We start from the raw sequence: 23,616 nt of genomic DNA, 5'->3' as shown, positions 1-23,616 counted from the left end.
TGAACAGGAAGGATGCGGGAATATGAATAGTAAACAATTAATTCTAGAAGCAATCGAAGCGCGTAAACAAGCGTACGTACCATATTCTAAATTTCAAGTAGGTGCAGCATTATTAACGCGCGGTGGAAAAGTATATCGTGGATGTAATGTTGAGAATGCATCATATGGCTTATGTAATTGTGCTGAAAGAACAGCTTTATTTAAGGCGGTTTCTGAAGGAGATAAAGAATTTGTAGCCATTGCGGTTGTAGCAGATACAAAGCGCCCAGTACCTCCTTGTGGAGCATGTCGACAAGTTATGGTAGAATTATGTAAACAGGATACGAAAGTATACTTATCAAACTTACATGGTGACGTTCAGGAGACGACAGTCGGAGAATTGTTACCAGGAGCATTTTTAGCGGAGGATTTACATGAATAGAAAAGGTTATAAATCAGGTTTTGTCTCTATTATTGGCAGACCGAATGTTGGAAAATCTACATTTTTAAACCGTATTATTGGCCAGAAAATTGCTATTATGAGTGATAAGCCACAAACGACTCGTAATAAAATTCAAGGTGTATATACAGAAAATGATGCACAAGTTATTTTCATTGATACACCAGGAATACATAAACCTAAACATAAATTAGGCGACTTCATGGTAAAGATGGCTCAAACGACATTAAAAGAAGTTGATATTGTTCTGTTTATGGTTAATGCAGTTGAAGGATTTGGTCGTGGTGAGGAATTCATCATTGAGAAATTAAAAGAAACGAAACAACCAGTATTTTTAGTCATTAATAAAATTGACCAACTTCATCCAGAGCAATTACTAGAGTTAATTGATCAATATCGTAAACTACATGAATTTGCAGAGATTGTACCAATTTCTGCGTTAGACGGTAATAATGTGGACGCTTTAATTGGAACAATTAAAAAGTATTTACCAGAAGGACCACAATACTATCCAGAGAATCAAGTAACGGATCATCCGGAGAGATTTATTATTGCAGAGCTTATTCGTGAGAAAGTACTACATTTAACACGTGAAGAAGTGCCGCATTCTGTGGCTGTTGTTATCGATGCGATTCAAAAGCGTGAGGGCGGGGCAGTTTATATAAATGCAACGATTGTTGTTGAACGTGCATCACAAAAAGGAATCATCATCGGAAAACAAGGGAAAATGTTAAAAGAAGTTGGTAAGCGAGCTCGTTTTGATATTGAAGCGCTACTTGGTTCTAAAGTATTTTTAGAAGTATGGGTAAAAGTGCAAAAAGATTGGCGTAATAAAATGTCTCAGCTTCGTGACCTAGGTTTCCGCGAGGATGAGTACTAAAATAGAGTAAAGTTGTAATCAGTGGATGGTTGGTTCATCCACTGATTATTGGTTTTTATGAACTTTGATAAATTAGGAAAAATTTTTCTCACATGAAAATGGACAAAATGGGTCAATTTAATAACAACAAAGGAAATTGGTTTATAGGCTACGCTTATTGAGAAAGGTGGATTCTTATGCTAGATTTTACCTGGAAGTTTTTCTCCAAAACAGGAAGCATTGAAACGTACTTGCTTTTGAAAGAAATGGAAAAAGACGTAAACGATGAGATGGATCAACATGAAGAGGAGCTAGCGCATCTAGACTCTCCAATTTCTTGACCCGTTTTGTTCAAACCTTGGATGGTGACGAACATGTTTCAAAAAGTTGAGGGCATCGTTATCCGTACGACAGATTACGGAGAAACGAACAAAATTGTTACAATATTCTCAAGAGAACTTGGTAAGGTAAGTGCAATGGCAAGAGGGTCAAAAAAACCGAAAAGCCGATTAGCATCTGTGTCGCAATTAATGACACATGGCCATTTTCTAATTCAAATGGGATCTGGGCTTGGAACATTGCAACAAGGCGAGATTATTTCAACTATGAAAGAAATTCGCGAGGATATATTTTTAACTGCTTATGCATCATTTATTGTTGAGTTAACTGATAAAGCAACAGAAGATAAAAAACATAATCCGTATTTATTTGAAATGTTATATCAAACGTTGCATTATATGTGTGAGGGTGTTGATCCAGAAGTATTATCATTAATTTATCAAACGAAAATGCTTCCGGTATTAGGGATGCGCCCGTACTTTGATACATGTGCGATTTGTCATCAAGAAACAGACTTTGTCGCCTTCTCCGTAAGGGAAGGCGGTTTTCTGTGCTCACGTCATGCAGAGCAAGACCCATATCGTATACCGGTAGGAGAAGCTGTTCATAAATTATTACGCCTTTTCTTCCATTTCGATTTACATAGGCTCGGAAATGTATCGGTAAAGGATAGCACAAAAAAACAAATGCGTTTAGTATTGAATACATATTATGATGAATATTGCGGAATTTATTTGAAATCAAGACGTTTTTTAGAACAACTTGATAAGTTTCAAATATAATTTTGGGCCGTATACGGTCCTTTTTACATACTTTCTTTTTCGAATAGCATATTTAGTATATAATATTTAAGAGATAGTATAACTTTTTTCGTTGTGCATTAAAGGTGGTGATTATCATAGAGCTGAATAAACGGCAAGAACATATCATTCAGATTGTAAAAGATCACGGTCCTATTACAGGGGAATCAATTGCAGCGCAATTGGGTCTAACACGTGCGACGCTAAGACCAGACTTAGCAATTTTAACGATGGCTGGTTATTTAGAAGCACGTCCACGCGTAGGTTATTTTTATACGGGTAAAACTGGGGGGCAGCTATTATCTGAAGCTGTTAAGAAAATTAAAGTACAAGATTATCAATCTAGACCGGTTGTAATTGATAAAAATGTTTCCGTATACGATGCAATTTGTACGATGTTTTTAGAGGACGTTGGTACATTGTTCGTTGTAGATCAGATGACTCTATTAGTTGGTGTTGTGTCTCGTAAAGATTTATTAAGAGCGAGCTTAGGAAAGCAGGATTTAACCTCTCTTCCGGTTAATATTATCATGACAAGGATGCCAAACATTGCGATGTGTCGTAGAGAGGATTCTTTATATGATATTGCGATGGAATTAATAGAAAGACAGATTGATGCAATGCCAGTTGTAAAAGATACGAAACAAGGTTTAGAAGTGATTGGGCGAATTACAAAAACAAATATTACACGTGCGTTTGTAAATTTAGTAAATAACGAATAAGTGTAATTTGTTTAAAGTGAGGTAATGTAATGGATAATAAAATCGTATATGTCGTATCTGACTCTGTAGGAGAAACGGCTGATTTGGTTGTTCGAGCAGCAATGGGGCAATTCCCGTTTGCTCCTGATATTAGACGTGTACCGTATGTAGAAGATACAGGGACATTAAAAGAAGTGATTTCGATTGCTAAGAGTAATCAAGCACTTATATGTTTTACGTTAGTTAAGCCTGATATGCGCCAGTATTTAGTAACAGAGGCTGCAAAAGAAGGGGTAGAGGCATACGATATTATCGGCCCTCTTATTGATCAAATTGAAGAAATTACGGGGCAAGTGCCGAGATATGAGCCAGGTGTTGTCCGTAGGTTAGATGAAGAATACTTTAAAAAGATTGAAGCGATTGAGTTTGCTGTGAAGTATGATGACGGCAGAGATGCACGAGGTATTTTAAAAGCAGATATCGTGTTGATTGGTGTTTCGCGTACATCAAAAACACCACTTTCCCAATATTTAGCTCATAACAAACGCTTGAAAGTTGCGAATGTACCACTCGTGCCAGAAGTTGACCCACCTGAAGAACTATATCAAGTGGCAAAAGAAAAATGTTTCGGTTTGAAAATTACGCCAGATAAGTTAAATCATATTCGAAAAGAACGATTAAAATCACTTGGATTAAGTGATGGAGCAACATATGCAAATATTAATCGTATTCAAGAAGAAATTGATCACTTTGAGGAAGTAATTAGTAAAATAAATTGCCAAGTAATCGATGTATCGAATAAAGCGATTGAAGAAACAGCAAATATTATTGTGAATGCAGTGCAAAACCAAAAAATGTTTTAGCACATTTACCAAAGGTGAATGTGCTTTTTTCGCTCATGTGAAATATGATACCTATGGATTTTGTAATAGATTGTAGTGTAATGGTTATACTTATACTCCTTTGTCTTTTAGTATATTCAAGGTGTGAGTTTGTCATCCTGAAATGTAAGATGAAAAAATAAAGGGATATGTAGCGTAGTTGAAGAAAATATATTATAATAAAAAATTGTGATAAAAACCTATATTTTACGTTTAGACTTTAATTTTTCAGAATAAACTAGGGATAGGATTTACGAAAAAGACATGTAATTACGTTAAATCGACAAAATCTATACAAGAAAACGCACATTATGGAAGGATTCACAGAAGGGATGTAGAATACAGAAATATGCAAAACATCAACAACATATTAGTTGGTGTAGATGTATATCCCGTGAAGGCTGAAATTGTGCAAGTTGGAGCGGAATTTCATGTCGGAATTTTGTTTGTCGCATCATATGCTCATCCTTTAAGGAAATAGCAAGGCAATTGGATCATTGTAGATACTGAACAAAATGGAGTTGATTGTTATATGGATCAACATGAAAAAGTTACAGATCTCAAGATCAAACAGTATATGTGGCTTGCTACTCTTCTTGTAAAAAGGTGTATATGTATTGTTTCTAAGAGATACATTTGTAACAGATGAGCAAATGTATACAATTTTATATAGCAAGTATGTATATGCGATTTATGCAGATAAAGGACCTATAGGAAAGGTTCAAAATCGTTTATACAATGTAATCGGCAACACTTTCTAACAAGTTTAGAAAAATATTGTCGAATTATAAAGGAATTTTTTAATTTATATCGAATACAAAATACGACACGGAGATGGAGTTATGGGGAACAGAATTCCCGAAGAAGTTGTTGAACAGATTCGGACATCATCCGATATTGTAGAAGTCATTGGTGAATACGTTCAACTTAGAAAACAGGGGCGTAACTATTTCGGCCTTTGTCCATTTCATGGTGAGAATTCTCCTTCATTCTCTGTTTCATCTGATAAGCAAATTTTTCATTGCTTCGGATGTGGAGAAGGTGGAAATGTATTTTCCTTTCTAATGAAAATGGAAGGACTGGCGTTTACCGAGGCTGTTCAAAAGCTAGGCGAAAGAAATGGAATTGCGGTTGCAGAGTACACATCAGGACAAGGACAACAAGAAGACATATCTGATGACACTGTCATCATGCAACAAGCTCATGAATTATTGAAAAAGTATTATCATCATTTATTAGTAAATACGGAAGAGGGAAATGAAGCACTTTCATATTTATTAAACCGTGGTATTACGAAAGAGATGATTGAGAAGTTTGAAATTGGTTATGCATCACCTGCTTGGGATGCAGCGACGAAAATTTTACAAAAAAGAGGTTTATCGCTGTCTACTATGGAACAAGCTGGCCTTCTAATAAGAAGTGAGAAGGATGGTAGTCATTATGATCGCTTCCGTGGAAGAGTTATGTTCCCGATCTATACGTTACAAGGTAAGGTGATAGCGTTTAGTGGAAGGGCGTTAGGAGATGACACTCCGAAATATTTAAATAGTCCTGAAACACCGATTTTTCACAAAAGTAAATTGTTGTATAACTTCCACCAAGCAAGACCATTTATTAGAAAGCGTGGGCAAGTGGTTCTTTTCGAAGGATATGCCGATGTACTAGCTGCGGTAAAAAGTGGTGTGGAAGAAGCTGTTGCGACAATGGGAACAGCTTTAACTGAAGAACAAGCAAAACTTCTGCGACGTAACGTTGAAACTGTTGTTCTTTGCTATGATGGTGATAAAGCAGGGCGAGAAGCGACGATGAAAGCAGGGCAATTATTGCTAAAAGTTGGTTGCCAAGTGAAAGTCACATCCTTGCCAGATAAGCTTGATCCTGATGAATATGTGCAACAATATGGGACTACTGCTTTTGAAAATCTTGTGAAATCAAGTGTGAGTTTTGTTGGTTTTAAAATAAATTATTTGCGTTTAGGGAAAAATTTGCAAGATGAGTCTGGCAAAGAAGAATATGTGAAAAGTGTTTTAAAAGAGTTATCGTTGTTACAAGATGCGATGCAGGCAGAGTCATATTTGAAGTCATTATCGCAAGAATTTTCGTATTCAATGGAAACACTTTTGAATCAATTGCACCAATATCGCAAAGAACAAAAGGTACAGCAAAAACAAATAAAGCAGGTTGCTAAACCGTCTCAAGTCGTTCAAACAAAACCGAAGTTAACAGGTTTTGAAAGAGCGGAAAGAGAAATTATTTACCATATGTTGCAAAGTGCAGAAGTAGCTGTTCGTATGGAATCCCATATAGAAGATTTTCATACAGAAGAACATAAAGGGATTTTATATGAACTATACGCATATTATGAAAAGGGAAATGAACCTTCAGTCGGAACATTTTTAAGTTGGCTCTCTGATGAAAAGTTGAAAAATATTATCACTGATATTTCGACGGATGAATTTATTAATCCAGAATACACAGAAGAAGTGTTACAAGGCCATTTGGAGACGCTTAGACGGCATCAGGAAAAACTTGAAAAGATGGAGATCATCTTTAAAGTGAAACAAATGGAAAAAACAGATCCTGTAGAGGCTGCTAAATATTATGTAGCATATTTACAAAATCAAAAAGCGAGAAAATAGCTTTTTTGATAAAGTTTTAGTATAATGAATGTTTGTATCTCGCGTAAGGAGGGGAACAGATGGCTGACAAACCAGCTCGTTCTAAACAAATTGAAACTGAAATGACCCTTGAGCAAGTGAAAGAACAACTCACTGAGCTCGGAAAAAAACGTGGCGTTCTTACATATGAAGAGATTGCAGAACGCATGAATGGATTTGAAATTGAATCCGATCAAATGGATGAATACTATGAATATTTGGGTGAACAAGGCATTGACTTAGTTGGTGATAATGACAACGAAGAAGGCCCTAATAATCGCCAAATTTCAAAAACAGAAGAAGAGTTTGACCTCAATGATTTAAGTGTACCACCAGGGGTTAAAATCAACGATCCTGTTCGTATGTATTTAAAAGAAATTGGTCGTGTAGACTTACTATCTGCAGAAGAAGAAATTCGACTTGCAACGCGTATTGAAGAAGGCGATGAAGAAGCGAAACGTCGTCTTGCAGAAGCAAACTTACGTCTTGTAGTAAGTATTGCAAAGCGCTATGTAGGCCGTGGTATGCTTTTCTTAGACTTAATTCAAGAAGGTAATATGGGTCTAATTAAAGCTGTTGAAAAGTTCGATTATCGTAAAGGTTTCAAATTTAGTACGTATGCAACTTGGTGGATTCGCCAAGCTATTACACGTGCCATTGCAGACCAAGCGCGAACAATTCGTATTCCAGTTCATATGGTTGAAACGATTAACAAGTTAATTCGTGTACAACGCCAATTATTACAAGATTTAGGTCGTGAACCGTCTCCTGAAGAGATTGGTGAAGAAATGGATCTTGCTCCAGAAAAAGTACGTGAAATCTTAAAAATTGCACAGGAGCCAGTTTCTCTTGAAACACCAATTGGTGAAGAAGATGACTCCCATTTAGGTGACTTTATTGAAGACCAAGAAGCAACATCGCCTGCGGACCATGCAGCCTATGAATTGCTAAAAGAACAATTAGAAGATGTGTTAGATACGCTAACAGATCGTGAAGAAAATGTTCTACGTCTTCGTTTCGGTTTAGATGATGGACGAACTCGTACGCTTGAAGAAGTTGGGAAAGTATTCGGCGTAACGAGAGAGCGTATCCGTCAAATTGAAGCAAAAGCACTTCGCAAATTAAGACATCCAAGCCGTAGTAAGCGTCTTAAGGATTTCTTAGAATAGGTTATTTTTTAAGTTTACTTCACCATTGTGAAGTAAACTTTTTTATTTTGTTAATTTTTGTTAAAATTTAGCTATCGGCAACGATTACAATTTCTTGTAATTTATTTTACAGAATTGTCTTTTGATTTGCAAATGCTCATTTTTCGATTTTTCGATTAATTTTGTTTATTCTATACAAAAATATATGTAGAAAAGCGAAAAATATGATGAGAAACGTTAATAATTATCGAAATAATAAGCGATATGACAATAAAAAACAATAAACTGAATTTATGGAATATTTTTAACAAGTGGTAGTTTACTCTTTTCTGATAGAGCGTTTTCAAGTACAATGGAAATGACTGAATCATCTAACTATTTAGGGATATAGAAGGGGGAGAAGAGATATGAAACGTAATCCGCTGATTCCGTTCGCTCTTATTGCAGCATTGGGTATTATCGTTATGTTTGTATTTTCATTTCAGGGGCTAAATAAATCTAAAGAGTTAGCTGATGCAAAAAATGGCGGGAAGCCAGCACAAACGGCATCAAAACCAGAAGATATTGTGAAGCAAAGTTGTACGAGCTGCCATGGTGATCAGTTACAAGGGGCAGTTGGACCTAACTTGCAAAAAATTGGTGGGAAACTTTCAAAGGATGAAATTAAAGAAATTCTTTCGAAAGGAAAAGGCAATATGCCTGCCAATATAGTTCCAGCTGATCAAGCCGCTAAAGTAGCTGATTGGTTATCGAAGAAAAAATAAAGTTCCGTATGACAAGCCTTTTGCTTATGCAAAGGGCTTGTTTTTCTATATTTTCTAAAATACGATGAATGATAGAGCAGTGAATTGTTGTTATGGACTTGCAACAACTACTATAAATTCATTATCATGGAGACAGACTGACAAGAGAAGGAGTAATGGAAATACATGAATGAAGTAAAGCTTTCAAAACGATTAGAAGAAGTTGTACGTGAAATACCAGTAGGATCTACAGTCGCTGATATTGGATCGGATCATGCGTATTTACCGTGTTATACAATTATAAATAATATTGCTACAAAAGCAGTTGCAGGAGAGGTCGTAGATGGACCATTTCGCTCTGCGCAAGCAACTGTAGCTGAAAGTGGTTTACAAGATAAAGTAGATGTGCGTAAAGGGAATGGATTAGCTGTTATCGCACCAGGAGAAGTAGATGTAATTACGGTTGCCGGAATGGGCGGAGCGTTAATTCGTGACATTTTAGAAAGTGGTAAAGAAAAATTAGAAGGTGTAACACGTTTAATTTTACAGCCTAATATTGCAGCGCATCATATTCGTGAATGGTTTATTGAGAATGGTTGGGAGCTTATCCATGAAAAAATCGTAAAAGAAGATGGGAAAATTTACGAAATTTTAGTAGGGGAGCGAGGAAATGTTGCAGCGCCTTACTCTGAAAATAAACAAGCTGAATTGTTTATGGGACCATTTTTAATAACAGAAAAAAGTGAAGCCTTCGTTGAAAAATGGGAAGGAGAATTAAAAAACTTCCAAAATATTTTAAAACAGTTAGAACGTGCAGCTGATTCTGAAGAAACAAAAGCGAAGCGTGGGGAAGTAGAAGCGAAAATGAAAATGATAGGGGAGGTTTTATCATGAGTAAAATTCCAAATGGCCATGAAATTATTTCTTTATTTGAAAGTATGTATCCGAAGCATTTGGCGATGGAAGGAGATAAGATTGGCCTGCAGATTGGAGCGCTTAATAAACCCGTGCGGCACGTATTGATTGCGTTAGATGTAACGGAAGAAGTTGTGGATGAAGCAATTCAATTAGGGGCAAATGTCATTATTGCTCATCATCCTTTAATTTTTAACCCGTTAAAAGCGATTCATACAGATAAGGCGTATGGGAAAATTATTGAAAAGTGTATTAAAAATGATATTGCAATCTATGCAGCGCATACAAATGTGGATGTTGCTAAGGGCGGGGTAAATGATTTACTTGCTGAGGCGTTAGGATTGCAAAATACAGAAGTTTTGGCACCGACATATGCAGAAGAAATGAAAAAAGTTGTTGTGTTTGTGCCAGTCACTCATGCAGAAGAAGTAAGGAATGCATTAGGAGACGCAGGTGCTGGTCATATCGGCAATTATAGCCACTGTACGTTTAGTAGCGAGGGTACAGGCGCATTTGTACCTCAAGAGGGGACAAATCCTTATATCGGGGAAACTGGACAGTTAGAACGTGTAGAAGAAGTGCGAATCGAAACGATTATTCCAGCTTCATTACAGCGGAAAGTGATTAAAGCAATGGTAACAGCGCACCCTTATGAAGAAGTAGCATACGATGTGTATCCGCTTGATAATAAAGGTGAAACGTTAGGCCTAGGAAAAATAGGATACTTACAAGAAGAAATGACGCTTGGTCAATTTGCAGAACATGTGAAACAATCATTAGACGTGAAGGGCGCAAGAGTTGTCGGTAAGTTAGACGATAAAGTGCGTAAAGTAGCTGTACTTGGTGGAGATGGTAATAAATATATAAACCAAGCGAAATTTAAAGGAGCAGATGTATATGTAACTGGTGACATGTACTATCATGTTGCTCATGATGCGATGATGCTCGGTTTAAATATAGTTGACCCAGGACATAATGTTGAAAAAGTAATGAAACAAGGTGTACAAAAGCAATTACAAGAAAAAGTGGATGCAAAGAAACTCAATGTACACATTCATGCTTCGCAGTTACATACAGATCCATTTATATTTGTATAAGAAAAATAAAAACCGTTGCTCATGCAAGCAACGGTTTTTATTATTGTTCTTTTTTCACTTTCACGCGAGGTAATATTTTTTGTAACGGTACTTTTCGAACTCTTTCCCATGTAGCGGGATTCATTGGGTTATATTGCTCTAAGAAAGCGATAACTTCTTTCGTAATTGGCGTTGGAGTAGAAGCACCTGCTGTAACAGCTACGTTTTCTACACCTTGTAGCCACTCTAATTGAATTTCGCTTACATCAGCAACTCGATATGCTTTTGTACCCGCGATTTCTTGTGATACTTGTGCTAAGCGATTTGAATTGTTACTTTTCGGATCACCAACAACAATTGTTAAGTCTGCAACATCAGCTTGTTTAGCGACAGCTTCTTGGCGAACTTGAGTTGCTAAACAAATTTCTTTATGGAATTCTGCTGTTGGGAATTTTTTTTGAATGTCCTCCATTAAATGTTGAACATCCCATTGACTCATCGTTGTTTGATTTGTTACTAAAATTTTATCTGTTGGGATTTCTAATGTTTTTAAATCATCGGCTCTTTCGATAAGGTGAACGATGTCAGGTGCAATACCAACTGCGCCTTCTGGCTCTGGATGATTTTTTTTACCGATATAAATGACATGATACCCTTCCGCTTTCTTAGCTTCGATAAGGTCATGCGTCTTGGTAACATCTGGGCAAGTAGCATCGATTGTTGTTAAACCTTTTTCTTTTGCGCGTTGTTTAACTTCTGGAGAAACACCGTGTGCAGTGAAAATAACAGTACCAGAATCAATTTTATCTAAAATTTCTAAGCGACTTGGACCGTCTAATGTGATGATTCCATCTTCTTCAAAAGCGTCTGTAACATGTTTATTGTGAACAATCATACCTAAAATATAAATGGGTCTCGGCAATGATTTATCTAATGCGGCGTTACGTGCAATTACCATTGCATCGACAACACCGTAGCAATAACCACGAGGGGAAATTTTAACAATTTTCATATGAGTAATCCTCTCCTTCTAAACAAGGGATACTTTTGTGCATAGTCTTTTACATTATAAAGGAGGAGTGGATAGAAAACAAAGGATTGTTACACATATAGTTTTGGTTTTGTTGCTGTTTGTTGAACTGGTTCTTTCGGTAACTCTTTTTCTATTACAGGTTCAATCACTATTTTCTTTCGTTTTCGTTTCTTTTTTTGAGGTGCAGGAGGCGGACTTTCTACCTCAACTGGCTCTGTTACATTTTCCGTTTGATTTTCTTCCGTGCTTTTTCCAGAGGTGAGGATTTTAACAATGCTTGGTAGACTACGCATAATAGGACCATACTGTTCGACGACAGGACCTACAGATTGAACGACTTGGGATACTTTTTCGATGTTATTTATCATATTAGTTGGATTCGAAATTAAGTTCGAAAAAAAACTGCCGATGCCACTGCTTGCTGTTGCCGCAGTTGTAGTTGCGCCGCCGCGCGTTTCATTTGATTCATACATTTGAGGCGGTATCATTTGCTCAGGATGTTGCTGCATGTATGGTTGATATTGTGGATGTTGCTGCGGATATTGTTGCTGGTATTGCTGCGGATATTGCTGATGATATTGCGGCGGTGGTGGTTGCTGATGCATCATTGGTTGCCCTTCCATTTGTCGGTAAGGTGGAACCATTTGCATAAACGGCTCGGTTGGATCGTGTTTTTTAAAAAGCTTAGCAAGAAAACCTTTCTTTTTTTGTGCCATTGGTGGTAGTTGTGGAATTGGATATGGTGTATAAGGTTGCTGCCCTGGATTCGGATACATTTGCCTTGTAGGGGATTTCGGAAACATGTGAGAAATCCTCCTTTCTTCAGTTAGGTATATACACATACAATATGCAATAAAAGGGAAGAAGGTTAGTTTTTGAAGTGAAAACCTAAACTAAAGATGGATTTTACTTGTAGATTTCGATATAATGTAGACTTGACTGATTTGTGCGCGCAGTAGAAATTTTAGAAAGAAGGTGTAACTTATGACACAACAAACTTTTACACAGTATGATTTTAAACCATTTTTAATAGATGCAGTTCGTGAACTACGCTTTACAGAGCCGACAGGAATTCAGCAGAAAATTTTCCCAGTCGTGAAAAAAGGTGTAAGTGTAATTGGACAATCCCAAACAGGTTCTGGGAAAACACATGCATACTTACTTCCTACATTAAACAGAATTAATGCAAGTCGTGAAGAAGTACAACTTGTTATTACAGCGCCTACTCGTGAGTTAGCACAACAAATTTACGAAGAAATCGTGAAATTAACAAAGTTTTGTGCGGAAGACCAAATGATTACAGCACGTTGTTTAATTGGTGGAACTGATAAACAACGTTCAATTGAGAAATTGAAAAAACAACCTCATATCGTAGTTGGGACACCAGGACGTATTAAAGACTTAGTTGAAGAACAAGCATTATTTGTTCATAAAGCAAATACGATTATTGTCGATGAAGCAGACTTAATGCTTGATATGGGATTCATTCATGATGTAGACAAAATTGCAGCACGCATGCCTAAAAACTTGCAAATGTTAGTTTTCTCTGCAACAATTCCTCAAAAACTAAAACCGTTTCTGAAGAAATATATGGAGAATCCAGAGCATATTCATATCAATCCAAAACAAGTTGCAGCTGGAAACATTGAACACTATTTAGTGCCTTCTAAACATCGTAATAAAATTGATTTAGTGCATAAAATGCTACTTCAATTTAAACCGTATTTAGCAGTTGTTTTCACGAATACGAAAAAGATGGCAGACCAAGTTGCTGATGGATTAATGGAACGTGGCTTAAAAGTTGGACGAATTCACGGGGATTTATCACCACGTGATCGTAAAAAAATGATGAAACAAATTCGTGACCTTGAATTCCAATATATTGTTGCGACTGATTTAGCAGCACGTGGTATTGATATTGAAGGGATTAGCCATGTTATTAACTATGAGCTACCATCAGATTTAGATTTCTTCGTTCACCGCGTTGGAAGAACAGCACGTGCGGGGCATTCTGGTATTGCAGTGACGATTTATGATCCAGCAAACGAAGAAGCGTTAGATAGCTTAGAAAAACAACGTCATATCGAGTTTAAACATGTAGATTTACGTGGAGATGAGTGGGCAGATTTAGGTGAGCGTCGTCGTCGTAAGAGCCGTAAAAAACCAAATGACGAACTTGATGTTATGGCAACGAAAGTTATTAAAAAACCGAAAAAAGTAAAACCAAACTATAAACGTAAACTTGCAACAGAACGTGACAAAGTGAAGAGAAAATATAGCAATAAAAAAAGATAAGGGGTTTCCCTTATCTTTTTTTAATCCCGCTAATTTAAATGAAGAGTATAGTCTGTCTAAATAGTCATATGAATTTGTGTAGTGCGTCTTTTGTGAACAAACAATTCACTACATATTTCTACAAATTATGCTATCATTATATCTATTGTATATTGAAGAGGTGATTGTATGTTAAAGATTGGATCTCATGTTTCCATGAGTGGTAAGAAAATGTTATTAGCAGCAAGTGAAGAGGCTGTTTCATACGGTGCAACAACGTTTATGATTTATACAGGTGCACCGCAAAATACACGAAGAAAACCAATTGAAGAATTGAACATAGAAGCAGGAAGAAAACATATGGAGCTGAACGGAATTGAGGAAATTATCGTCCATGCGCCGTATATTATTAATGTTGGGAATACGACGAAGCCAGAAACATTCCAATTAGGCGTAGACTTTCTTCGCATGGAAATTGAAAGAACATCGGCATTAGGTGTAGCGAAACAAATTGTTCTTCACCCAGGAGCGCACGTTGGTGCTGGAGCAGATGCTGGTATTCAACAAATTATTAAAGGGCTTAATGAAGTATTAACGCCAGAACAGACGGTTAACATTGCGTTAGAGACGATGGCAGGAAAAGGAACAGAATGCGGTCGTAGCTTTGAAGAAATTGCAAAGATTATTGATGGTGTAAAATATAATGAAAAGCTATCTGTATGCTTTGATACGTGTCATACGCACGATGCAGGATATGATATTGTAAATGACTTTGACGGCGTATTAAACGAATTTGATAAGATCGTTGGTATAGATCGTTTACAAGTACTTCATATTAATGATAGTAAAAATGTACGCGGAGCAGGAAAAGACCGTCATGAAAACATTGGATTTGGTCACATTGGGTATAAAGCATTGCATCACATTGTACATCATCCACAGTTAATGCATGTACCAAAAATTCTTGAAACACCGTATGTAGGGGAAGATAAAAAAGATAAGAAGCCACCATACAAATTGGAAATCGAAATGCTGAAAAACGGCACTTTTGATGAAGGGCTTCTTGAAAAAATTAAAGCGCAATAAGGAGGGGGAAATCCCCTCCTTATTTTAGTAGTTGCTGAAATAATGTATTTACTTGTTGGGCAGTGGCAGGGGAAGTTACTTTTGCGATTTGTTTTAAAAGCTCTAGTCGCTCGTTGTTATCGTAAATATTAATATTTTTACCCTTCATAAGTAAAACGATTTGATCAGCTTGTGCGGCTGTAATGGGAACTTCATATTCTTTGCTATATTTTAATAGCTCTTTTGTAGAAATATGATTTAATTTTTTATTAACAATTTGTTTAATGAGGTTCATCTTATTATCCTCCTTCACGCGTTCTTCTATCGAAATATATGAGCATATAGCTTGTACATATTCGTGTGGAGTTTCTTTTTCATGAGGAAAAGAAGCGTATGTTATAATATAAGGACAAAACTACAGAAAAAGAGTAAAGGGAGGACTTATGGAGCAAAAGCAACATCGAAAAGAAAGTGTTATTCATCTCATTTATCGTTTAGTTATGATTATTTTTGGAGCAGCATGCGCGGCGGTAGCAATTGAACTATTTTTAATGCCAAATAAAATTATTGATGGTGGAATTATTGGTATTTCTCTTATATTAGATTATCTTACTCCTAACATTTGGTGGTTAAGTTTTTCTACTTTAGTCGTTGTTCTCAATATCCCATTTATGTATTCCGGTTATAAGCAAATTGGAAAAACATTTATGTTATCTTCGACATTTGGTATTGTAGCGTTAGCTTTCATTGAGTCAACGTTACATGCGGTACCACCATTTACAACAGAACCTATTTTAGCGACAGTGTTTGGTGGTCTTATTTTAGGTCTTGGTGTAGGACTTGTAATTCGTCATGGTGGATCGCTAGATGGAACTGAAATTATGGGGATTTTATTAACGAAGAAATTACCATTCTCTGTTGGTGAATTCGTAATGTTTGTGAACTTATTTATTTTTGCATGGGCAGCATTTGTGTTTGGTGTGGAACAAGCGATGTATTCTGTTATGACGTACTATATCGCATTTAAAACGATCGATACAGTAATTCAAGGGCTAGATGAAACGAAGGCGGTTTTAATTGTATCTGATCAATATGAGGAAGTATCAAACGCGATTTTGCATCGTCTTGGCCGTGGAACTACAAAGCTTGTAGCGAAAGGTGGTTACACGGATAAAGAAAAAGAAGTTATTTATGCAGTTGTAACGCGTCTAGAAGTGACGAAGTTAAAATCAATTGTGCATGAAATTGATGAAAATGCATTTGTTACGATTATGAGCACGCAAGAGACAAATGGTGGTAAGTTTAAATCGGCTATTCACTAAAAAGTTTATAGGAATATTTTTCGGAAGCAGAGAATTTTTCTCTGCTTTTTGTTATAATAGTAAGGTTTCTTGAAAAAATAGATATATTTTAGGCAGATTGGTTTACAACTATAATAAGCTGTACTATAATTCAAATAGATATAAATCGGAATCATTCTGAATTAAAATAGGTGAGATGCTATGAATAATATATTAGAAATTGAAGGTTTAACATTCCGATATGAAGATCGGAATGTGTTAGAAAATATTAATTTGCAAGTTCCGAAGGGAGCTTTTTTAGGTTTAGTGGGACCGAATGGTTCAGGTAAATCAACTTTACTTAAGTGTTTATTAGGTGTTTTAAAGCCAAAAGAAGGAAGCATTCGCGTGTTTGGCGTTGATAGTAAGAAGTTTAAGGAATGGAACAAAGTTGGTTATGTATCCCAAAAGGCAAATAGTTTCAATTCTGGTTTTCCAGCAACTGTTTCTGAAGTTGTGTCAATGGGACTTGTTTCGAAAAAAGGGCTTTTTCGCTTTTTCACAAAAGAGGATAAGAAAAAGGTAGAAAAAGCAATTGCTGATGTAGGGATGAGTGAGTTTCAAGGTCGTAACATTGGAGAGCTTTCTGGTGGACAGCAACAGCGTGTATTTATTGCTCGTGCGCTCGTTAGTGATCCTGAATTGCTTATTTTGGACGAGCCTACTGTTGGAATCGATGTGAAAAATGTGGAAAGTTTTTACGAAATATTAGAGGATTTAAACAAAAGGCTCGGGATCACATTAATTCTTGTTACTCATGATATGGGAGCTGTTACTGAAAAAGTAACACATGTTGCATGCCTAAACCAACATCTACATTTCCATGGAAATGTAGAGAAGTTCCGAGAGTTAGAAGATGCAGAAATGTCCGTCTTATATGGACATCATGTTCATCGTTTAGAACACGAACATGAGCATCACGGGAGGATATAATGATACAAGATTTTTTACAATATGACTTTTTACGTAATTCTTTATACGCTGGTATTTTAATTGGACTTGTTGCACCGCTAATTGGTGTGTTTGTTGTTATTCGTCGTTTATCTCTTATTGCGGATGCATTAAGTCACGTGACGTTATCGGGTATTGCAGCAAGTTTATTACTTGAAAAAACCATTTTTACAGGTGGATTTTTAAACCCCTTATATATGGGGATGATTTTCTCGATTGGTGGAGCGCTACTAATCGAAAAGTTACGAACTGTATATAAGCACTATCAAGAATTAGCAATTCCAATTATCCTTTCGGCAGGGATGGGGGTTGGAGTTATTTTCATTTCACTTGCAAATGGATTTAACACAGACTTATTTAGTTATTTATTTGGTAGTGTCAGTGCTGTAACAAGTACAGATTTAATTATTATTGGGATTGTAGCAATTGTTGTTGTTGCGACAATTATTTTATTATATAAAGAGCTGTTTCTATTATCATTTGATGAGGAATACGCAGTATCAACTGGTTTAAGAGCGAAATGGATTCACTTTATTTTCATTATATTAGTTGCTCTTGTCATTGCAGTATCAATGCGTGTAGTGGGGGTTCTTCTTGTATCATCATTAATGACGTTACCAGTTGCAGCAAGTATTCGTATTGCTAAAGGATTTAAACAAACAATTTTCTTTTCCATTTTATTTGGTGAAATTGCAGTAATTGGTGGAATGTTTGCTTCGTATCAACTTGATCTAGCGCCAGGTGGTACAATTGTTATGATAGCAGTTCTTATTTTAATCGGTGCGATTTTATGGAAGAAGAAAAAAACTGCATAAAGTAGGGATAGGTATGAATCTAACAGAAGCTTTACGCCTAATGAAAGAAAAAGGATACAAACATACTGGAAAAAGAGAAGAGATGCTCAGATTATTTGCAGCACATAATCGTTATTTAACTGCGAAAGACGTTTTAGAGCATATGAAGGACGATTATCCAGGGCTTAGTTTTGATACGATTTATCGTAACTTAACAGTTTTTGCTGAGATTGGTGTTTTAGAACAAACGGAATTAAATGGTGAAAAACATTTTCGTTTTACTTGTTCTATTATGGAACATCATCATCATTTTATTTGTTTGGATTGTGGGGGAACGAAAGAGATTACTTCCTGCCCAATGGATTTTATGAATAAAGATTTTACCGGTTATGAAGTAACGGGTCATAAGTTTGAAATATATGGTCGTTGTCCAAAATGTGCAAAGTAAAAGCTCGTCGGTTATATAACTGACGAGCTTTTTTACGTAGAAAAGAAGGTTGCTCACAAATATTGTGGCAACCTTCTTTTTATTGTTCTTGTGTCTCTTTTTCTTTTTCTCGTTCAGCAGCCATTTCAGCAGCAATTACGTCAATTTCTTTTTTCAGTTCTTCTACCATTGTTTCTTCTGGCACTTTACGAACGACTTGCCCTTTACGGAATAATAATCCCTCTCCACGTGCACCGGCAATACCGATATCAGCTTCACGAGCTTCACCAGGGCCATTTACAGCGCAACCAAGTACTGCAACTTTAATTGGTACTTGAAGTGTAGAGATGTATTCTTCCACTTCGTTAGCAATGCTAATTAAATCGATTTCAATACGACCACAAGTTGGACAAGAGATAAGTGTTGCTGCATTAGACGCAAGACCGAATGATTTTAATAATTCGCGAGCAACTTTTACCTCTTCAACTGGATCAGCACTTAATGAAATACGTAGTGTATTTCCGATGCCTTTATTTAAGATTGCTCCAAGACCAGCAGCACTTTTTACAGTTCCGGCAAACAATGTTCCAGATTCTGTAATACCTAAATGTAATGGATAATCAAAAGCACGAGCAGCTTTCTCGTATGCTTCGATTGCTAAGTTAACATCAGAGGCTTTCATAGATACGATAATATCGTGGAAATCTAAGTCCTCTAAAATTTTAATATGATGTAGCGCGCTCTCAACCATACCATCTGCAGTTGGGTACCCGTACTTTTCTAAAATGTGTCGCTCTAATGAACCAGCGTTTACACCGATACGGATTGGAATACCGCGCTCTTTTGCTGCATTTACAACAGCTTCTACTTTATGGCGACGACCAATATTACCTGGATTGATACGTACTTTATCGATGCCACCTTCAATTGCTTTTAAAGCAAGGCGATAATCAAAATGAATATCAGCAACAAGTGGAATGTTGATTTGTTTTTTTATATCAGCAATAGCATCTGCTGCGCGTTCATCTGGAACGGCAACGCGGACGACTTGACAGCCGGCTTCTTCTAAACGCTTGATTTCAGCAACTGTTGCTTCAACATCATGTGTTTTTGTTGTTGTCATACTTTGTATAATTAATTCATTATTACCGCCGATTGTTAAATTACCGACTTTAACTGGACGTGTTTTTGTACGATGAGTCATTTCATTCACGAATAGATCGCTCTCCTTATAAAAGAAGTTTCTTATTTAGTCCCTCATATCAATGATAGTATACGTGATATAGGGCTATAGAAACCGAAGTACTCGGTTTCACTTTTACTATTGTATCAGCGCCTTTATGTAATTGACAAGGATTAAGTGATAGCTTATTGATATAACGGGAATTTATAAGACTTTCCAATTTGTATTTTTGTAGCAGATGTACTTTTGTTTAATTGTTTAAAGTCGTCAATGACTTTTTCTATGGAAGGAATTTTTTTCTTGTTAATTTGTTCTGTAATAGAAAGAACTGTCTCACCAGTTTTTACTTCAATTGTTTTATAAGATACATCCGTTTCTTTTTCTGTTTTGTTCGCTTTATTTTGTTGACTGTCTGTGTTTTCTTTTTTAATTGTTTGAGCAGCAGTTGTTTTTTTATATGAACTTAACATCGGTAAAGTACCGATTTTTATATCGTAATAAAATATATAACCGAGAACAAGCACGAATAGGAATATACCTAATCTCTTCATATTCTTCACTCCTTTGCTAGGAATATATGCTTGTCCAAAAAAAAAATGCCTATTTAGGCATTTTTTTTCGTTCTTATTTTTCTTTCGGTTTTGGAACTTCTTTAATTGTTAAGTACAGAACAATTAAAACAACTGCGATATAGATGAATGTTGATCCAGGTACGACAATCTTGCATGCATCCATAATCATAAAGAAGATTGTTGGAATTGTGTAGCTGTATGCAGTTAGTGTCCAAACTTGTTTATAGGATAGTTTACGTTGACCGCTCATAGCAGAACCGATGAACGCAAGTAAAGTCACGCCTACAAAAGTTATGAATAATTGGAATAGGTACACTAAGAATCCAATAACAAATAATAAAATTGGATAAATATTATCGAATAAAGAAATAAATTCTTGTAGATCTTTTTTCTCAAGAGATGCACCTAACAAATCGTTATAAGAATACGTTTGTGTTTGACCATTTCCCATAGAGACTACTTTATCTTTTAAAACAAATAAACCTGTTTTATTTTGATATTTTTCTAGGTCTGTTGAATTTGGATCAAATACGAAAAGTGTATTTCCTTCTTCTTTTTCAATAGGTTGATCAATATCAGCTTTTAGTTCGCCATTTTCGATTTTAAAATCAGGTAAATCTTTATCGATGACTTGATTTACCATGCCAACACCATCCTGGATAAAACTACCGTACAAAAAAGTTCTTGGAATAGTAGTAATTAAGCAAAGTAGCATAATATACAAAATGGTTTTACCGATTTTTTGAAAACGGAATAGCGCCATATCTTTAGGCGAGTATATGCTTTTTACGAATTGGGTAAATATGGACATAGATTCACTTCCTTTATGTATGTATAAAATCATTGTAACGTAGGAATCTAGAGAATCTCAAGATATATTATATTTACATATAGTGGAGATAACTAAATTTCTTTTATTAACTTTCTTCTTTTAAATAAGAAAAATACAATTGACACTTTTCTTTTCTATATGGTAAATTTATCTTACATTTCTTAAAGAGCATATCCGATAGGAATTCCTTTATTTGATATGTTGTTACATACATAATTGTGGACCCTTAGCTCAGCTGGTTAGAGCAGACGGCTCATAACCGTCCGGTCGTAGGTTCGAGTCCTACAGGGTCCATATCCATTTCGCATGTTTATTATGTTAGCAGGAAGCTTCCTTGTAGAAGGAAGCTTTTTTTACGGAATATATGAGCATTTTAATTGAAAAGAAGTGGGAATTTTGCTACTTTAATGATAGCAAGACAATGTGATTTATTTGTTTGCACCCTATGGCAATTAGGGTAGAATGAAGTTGTATGTCACTTAAGTGGCAATACATAAACTGGGAGGAATATAACAATGGCAAAACACGAATTACCAAATTTACCTTATGCGTATGATGCTTTAGAGCCTCACTTTGACAAAGAAACAATGAACATCCATCATACAAAACATCACAACACGTACATTACAAACTTAAACGCTGCTTTAGAAGGTCATGCAGAATTAGCTGACAAAAGCGTAGAAGAATTAGTTGCAAACTTAAACGAAGTACCAGAAGCAATCCGTACAGCAGTACGTAACAATGGTGGCGGACATGCTAACCATACATTCTTCTGGACAATCCTATCTCCAAACGGCGGAGGACAACCTGTAGGTGAACTTGCAACTGCAATTGAAGCAAAATTCGGTAGCTTCGATGCATTCAAAGAAGAATTCGCAAAAGCTGGCGCAACTCGCTTCGGTTCTGGTTGGGCTTGGTTAGTAGTAAACAATGGTGAGTTAGAAGTAACAAGCACTCCAAACCAAGATTCTCCTTTAACTGAAGGTAAAACTCCAGTTATCGGTTTAGATGTTTGGGAGCATGCTTACTACTTAAACTACCAAAACCGTCGTCCAGACTACATCGGCGCATTCTGGAACGTTGTAGATTGGAACGCTGCTGAAAAACGTTACCAAGAAGCAAAATAATCGTAATAATATAGAAAAAGCTAGGGGAGAGCTCCTAGCTTTTTTCTATGCTTTCCTTTTACATAATTGGGCTTGTCTTTGGAAGACTAGAACATGAAGTAAAGGAGAGTTGTGTATGAAATGGAAACATATAATTGGTGACGTTGAAGTGAATCGGGATTTAGTGTTATTGCTCCTTATAGGAGGTTTATACACGCTCGCAATTTCTTTATCGAATTCGTTTGTAAATATTTATTTATGGAAACAAACACAAAATTATGTGAATCTTGGCTTGTATAATTTAGCCAGCGTGGTATTACAGCCTCTCACATTTCTTGTAGGGGGAAAATTAGCGAAACGTATCGATCGTTCGATTTTATTACGAATAGGAGTAGGGACGCTCGCAATTTTTTTTATTGTTGTCTTAGTAGCAGGGAAAAGTGCTTCTCAGTATATTTTATTAATGGGGGCTCTTTTAGGAGTAGGATACGGTTTTTACTGGTTGGCTTTTAACTTATTGACATTTGAAATTACAGAACCAGAAACAAGAGATTTCTTTAATGGGTTTCTTGGACTTCTTACATCCTTCTCTGGAATGATTGGACCGATAGCAGCAGGATACACAATTTCACGTATGGAGAAATGGAGTGGCTATACTGTTATATTCTTTCTTTCATTAGTTCTATTTGCAATTGCTGTCGTCTTAAGCTTCTTTTTATCTAAAAGAGAATGTGAAGGGCGTTATGAAATCGTGCAAGTATTGAAAGAACGACGGATTGATAAAAATTGGGGAAAGATTACACGAGCTCATTTTTTCCAAGGATTGAGAGAAGGAACGTTTATTTTTGTCATTTCAGTATATGTTTATTTAGCAACTAATAGTGAGTTTGCATTAGGGAAATACAGTTTAGTGAACTCTGCTGTATCCTTTGTATGTTATTACTTAGTTGCTCGTATGTTAAAGAAGGAGTGGCGAAAAAAAGCAATTTTACTTGGAGGCATTATTTTATATGCTGTCGTCTTTTTAGTTATTTTCAATGTTACATACACGAAATTACTTATTTATGCGGCATGTATTGCAATTGCATATCCTATTTTACTTGTTCCGTACGGATCAATGACATATGACGTAATTGGTAGAGCGAAAAATGCGAGAGAATGGCGTGTGGAATATGTCGTTGTTCGGGAGCTGTGGTTAAACGCCGGAAGAATCTGTTCCATTTTAAGTTTTTTATGTGCTGTACTATTCTTTCCACCTGAAAAAAGTTTACCTTACTTATTATGTATTTTAGGTGCTGGACATTTTCTTATTTATTTTGCAGTTAAAAATGTCAAATATGATGAGAGAAATGCGAGTAAAGCAAGTGTTGTAACGCAAGGGAACGCGCAAAACCAAACTGAACCAGAAGGTTAACTTCTCGTTTGTTTTATGCTAGAATAGAAAAAGATGTAAGACAGCAGTGAGGACACCTGTATGAAGG

Annotated in this window: 26 protein-coding genes and 1 tRNA gene; 21 read left to right on the top strand and 6 right to left on the bottom strand. The window is 36.1% G+C overall.

Annotation, left to right across the window (positions count from 1 at the left end):
- Positions 1-22: 22 nt before the first annotated feature.
- The 12 genes from DN399_RS21175 (at position 23) to DN399_RS21125 (ending at position 10,579) form a co-directional block, all read left to right on the top strand.
- Positions 23-421 (top strand): cytidine deaminase, encoded by a 399-nt coding sequence (locus DN399_RS21175; protein WP_001086285.1) that lies wholly within the window; start codon positions 23-25, stop codon positions 419-421.
- Positions 414-1,319, top strand: a complete 906-nt coding sequence (gene era, locus DN399_RS21170) for a GTPase Era (protein WP_001080230.1) — start codon at positions 414-416, stop codon at positions 1,317-1,319. The genes DN399_RS21175 and era overlap by 8 nt, the downstream gene beginning before the upstream one ends.
- Positions 1,320-1,495: 176 nt before the next feature.
- On the top strand, positions 1,496-1,639 hold the full coding sequence (locus tag DN399_RS21165) for a YqzL family protein (protein ID WP_000883924.1): 144 nt from the start codon (positions 1,496-1,498) through the stop codon (positions 1,637-1,639).
- 33 nt (positions 1,640-1,672) lie between these two features.
- Entirely contained in the window at positions 1,673-2,419 is a 747-nt protein-coding gene (gene recO / locus DN399_RS21160; RefSeq protein WP_000487015.1) for a DNA repair protein RecO, read from the top strand.
- Between the two features lie 107 nt (positions 2,420-2,526).
- On the top strand, positions 2,527-3,159 hold the full coding sequence (ccpN, locus tag DN399_RS21155) for a transcriptional regulator CcpN (protein ID WP_000583756.1): 633 nt from the start codon (positions 2,527-2,529) through the stop codon (positions 3,157-3,159).
- Positions 3,160-3,188: 29 nt separating this feature from the next.
- The gene (locus tag DN399_RS21150) at positions 3,189-4,001 is read left to right on the top strand and encodes a pyruvate, water dikinase regulatory protein (RefSeq protein ID WP_000368944.1); all 813 of its coding nucleotides are present in this window, start codon (positions 3,189-3,191) and stop codon (positions 3,999-4,001) included.
- A 635-nt stretch (positions 4,002-4,636) separates the two neighbouring features.
- Positions 4,637-4,780, top strand: a complete 144-nt coding sequence (locus DN399_RS28160) for a hypothetical protein (RefSeq protein WP_000479733.1) — start codon at positions 4,637-4,639, stop codon at positions 4,778-4,780.
- 81 nt (positions 4,781-4,861) lie between these two features.
- Complete coding sequence (dnaG, locus tag DN399_RS21145) at positions 4,862-6,658, top strand: DNA primase (protein ID WP_000528223.1); 1,797 nt, start codon at positions 4,862-4,864, stop codon at positions 6,656-6,658.
- A 59-nt stretch (positions 6,659-6,717) separates the two neighbouring features.
- Positions 6,718-7,845 (top strand): RNA polymerase sigma factor RpoD, encoded by a 1,128-nt coding sequence (gene rpoD, locus DN399_RS21140; RefSeq protein WP_000764065.1) that lies wholly within the window; start codon positions 6,718-6,720, stop codon positions 7,843-7,845.
- A 386-nt stretch (positions 7,846-8,231) separates the two neighbouring features.
- Entirely contained in the window at positions 8,232-8,588 is a 357-nt protein-coding gene (cccA, locus tag DN399_RS21135; RefSeq protein WP_000828141.1) for a cytochrome c550, read from the top strand.
- Between the two features lie 165 nt (positions 8,589-8,753).
- The gene (locus DN399_RS21130) at positions 8,754-9,461 is read left to right on the top strand and encodes a tRNA (adenine(22)-N(1))-methyltransferase (protein ID WP_001006542.1); all 708 of its coding nucleotides are present in this window, start codon (positions 8,754-8,756) and stop codon (positions 9,459-9,461) included.
- Positions 9,458-10,579 (top strand): Nif3-like dinuclear metal center hexameric protein, encoded by a 1,122-nt coding sequence (locus DN399_RS21125; RefSeq protein WP_000036242.1) that lies wholly within the window; start codon positions 9,458-9,460, stop codon positions 10,577-10,579. Before DN399_RS21130 ends, DN399_RS21125 begins: the two co-directional genes overlap by 4 nt.
- Before the next feature lie 40 nt (positions 10,580-10,619).
- On the opposite strand, the gene DN399_RS21120 is transcribed toward DN399_RS21125, so the two are convergent.
- Complete coding sequence (locus tag DN399_RS21120; protein ID WP_000706662.1) at positions 10,620-11,570, bottom strand: 4-hydroxy-3-methylbut-2-enyl diphosphate reductase; 951 nt, start codon at positions 11,568-11,570, stop codon at positions 10,620-10,622.
- 89 nt (positions 11,571-11,659) lie between these two features.
- Positions 11,660-12,394 (bottom strand): YqfQ family protein, encoded by a 735-nt coding sequence (locus tag DN399_RS21115; RefSeq protein WP_049107964.1) that lies wholly within the window; start codon positions 12,392-12,394, stop codon positions 11,660-11,662.
- A 181-nt stretch (positions 12,395-12,575) separates the two neighbouring features.
- On the opposite strand from DN399_RS21115, the gene DN399_RS21110 reads away from it, so the two are divergent.
- Together DN399_RS21110 and DN399_RS21105 are read left to right on the top strand one after the other, a co-directional pair.
- The gene (locus tag DN399_RS21110) at positions 12,576-13,886 is read left to right on the top strand and encodes a DEAD/DEAH box helicase (protein ID WP_000194017.1); all 1,311 of its coding nucleotides are present in this window, start codon (positions 12,576-12,578) and stop codon (positions 13,884-13,886) included.
- Positions 13,887-14,054: 168 nt separating this feature from the next.
- Complete coding sequence (locus DN399_RS21105; protein WP_000912460.1) at positions 14,055-14,951, top strand: deoxyribonuclease IV; 897 nt, start codon at positions 14,055-14,057, stop codon at positions 14,949-14,951.
- A gap of 19 nt (positions 14,952-14,970) precedes the next feature.
- On the opposite strand, the gene DN399_RS21100 is transcribed toward DN399_RS21105, so the two are convergent.
- Complete coding sequence (locus DN399_RS21100) at positions 14,971-15,225, bottom strand: DUF2624 domain-containing protein (protein ID WP_001048954.1); 255 nt, start codon at positions 15,223-15,225, stop codon at positions 14,971-14,973.
- 148 nt (positions 15,226-15,373) lie between these two features.
- On the opposite strand from DN399_RS21100, the gene DN399_RS21095 reads away from it, so the two are divergent.
- From DN399_RS21095 to DN399_RS21080, 4 genes are all read left to right on the top strand, one after another.
- Positions 15,374-16,252 (top strand): YitT family protein, encoded by an 879-nt coding sequence (locus tag DN399_RS21095; protein ID WP_000435963.1) that lies wholly within the window; start codon positions 15,374-15,376, stop codon positions 16,250-16,252.
- 180 nt (positions 16,253-16,432) lie between these two features.
- Entirely contained in the window at positions 16,433-17,203 is a 771-nt protein-coding gene (locus DN399_RS21090; protein WP_001059662.1) for a metal ABC transporter ATP-binding protein, read from the top strand.
- Complete coding sequence (locus DN399_RS21085) at positions 17,203-18,036, top strand: metal ABC transporter permease (RefSeq protein WP_000613815.1); 834 nt, start codon at positions 17,203-17,205, stop codon at positions 18,034-18,036. The genes DN399_RS21090 and DN399_RS21085 overlap by 1 nt, the downstream gene beginning before the upstream one ends.
- A gap of 13 nt (positions 18,037-18,049) precedes the next feature.
- Positions 18,050-18,463, top strand: coding sequence for a Fur family transcriptional regulator (locus DN399_RS21080; protein ID WP_001054516.1), 414 nt, complete (start codon positions 18,050-18,052; stop codon positions 18,461-18,463).
- A 79-nt stretch (positions 18,464-18,542) separates the two neighbouring features.
- Here DN399_RS21080 and ispG read toward each other — a convergent pair whose 3' ends face one another.
- The 3 genes from ispG to yqgB all read right to left on the bottom strand — a co-directional run bounded on the left by ispG (position 18,543) and on the right by yqgB (position 21,008).
- Positions 18,543-19,646 carry a flavodoxin-dependent (E)-4-hydroxy-3-methylbut-2-enyl-diphosphate synthase gene (ispG, locus tag DN399_RS21075; protein ID WP_153577907.1) on the bottom strand — a complete coding sequence of 368 codons (1,104 nt, stop codon included), beginning with the start codon at positions 19,644-19,646 and terminating at the stop codon, positions 18,543-18,545.
- Positions 19,647-19,810: 164 nt separating this feature from the next.
- On the bottom strand, positions 19,811-20,176 hold the full coding sequence (yqfZ, locus tag DN399_RS21070; RefSeq protein ID WP_000825414.1) for a protein YqfZ: 366 nt from the start codon (positions 20,174-20,176) through the stop codon (positions 19,811-19,813).
- A gap of 73 nt (positions 20,177-20,249) precedes the next feature.
- On the bottom strand, positions 20,250-21,008 hold the full coding sequence (gene yqgB, locus DN399_RS21065; RefSeq protein ID WP_000021897.1) for a protein YqgB: 759 nt from the start codon (positions 21,006-21,008) through the stop codon (positions 20,250-20,252).
- A 241-nt stretch (positions 21,009-21,249) separates the two neighbouring features.
- Here yqgB and DN399_RS21060 point away from each other — a divergent pair.
- From DN399_RS21060 to DN399_RS21050, 3 genes are all read left to right on the top strand, one after another.
- Positions 21,250-21,323: transfer RNA gene (locus DN399_RS21060), tRNA-Ile, on the top strand.
- 221 nt (positions 21,324-21,544) lie between these two features.
- Complete coding sequence (gene sodA / locus DN399_RS21055; protein ID WP_001052031.1) at positions 21,545-22,156, top strand: superoxide dismutase [Mn]; 612 nt, start codon at positions 21,545-21,547, stop codon at positions 22,154-22,156.
- Between the two features lie 115 nt (positions 22,157-22,271).
- Positions 22,272-23,549 (top strand): MFS transporter, encoded by a 1,278-nt coding sequence (locus DN399_RS21050; RefSeq protein ID WP_149149924.1) that lies wholly within the window; start codon positions 22,272-22,274, stop codon positions 23,547-23,549.
- Positions 23,550-23,616: the final 67 nt, after the last annotated feature.

The organism is Bacillus sp. AR4-2, assembly GCF_008274865.1.
Lineage (GTDB): Bacteria > Bacillota > Bacilli > Bacillales > Bacillaceae_G > Bacillus_A > Bacillus_A cereus.
Note: the sequence above shows the minus strand (reverse complement) of the source record. Positions and strands in the feature narration are given on the sequence as shown.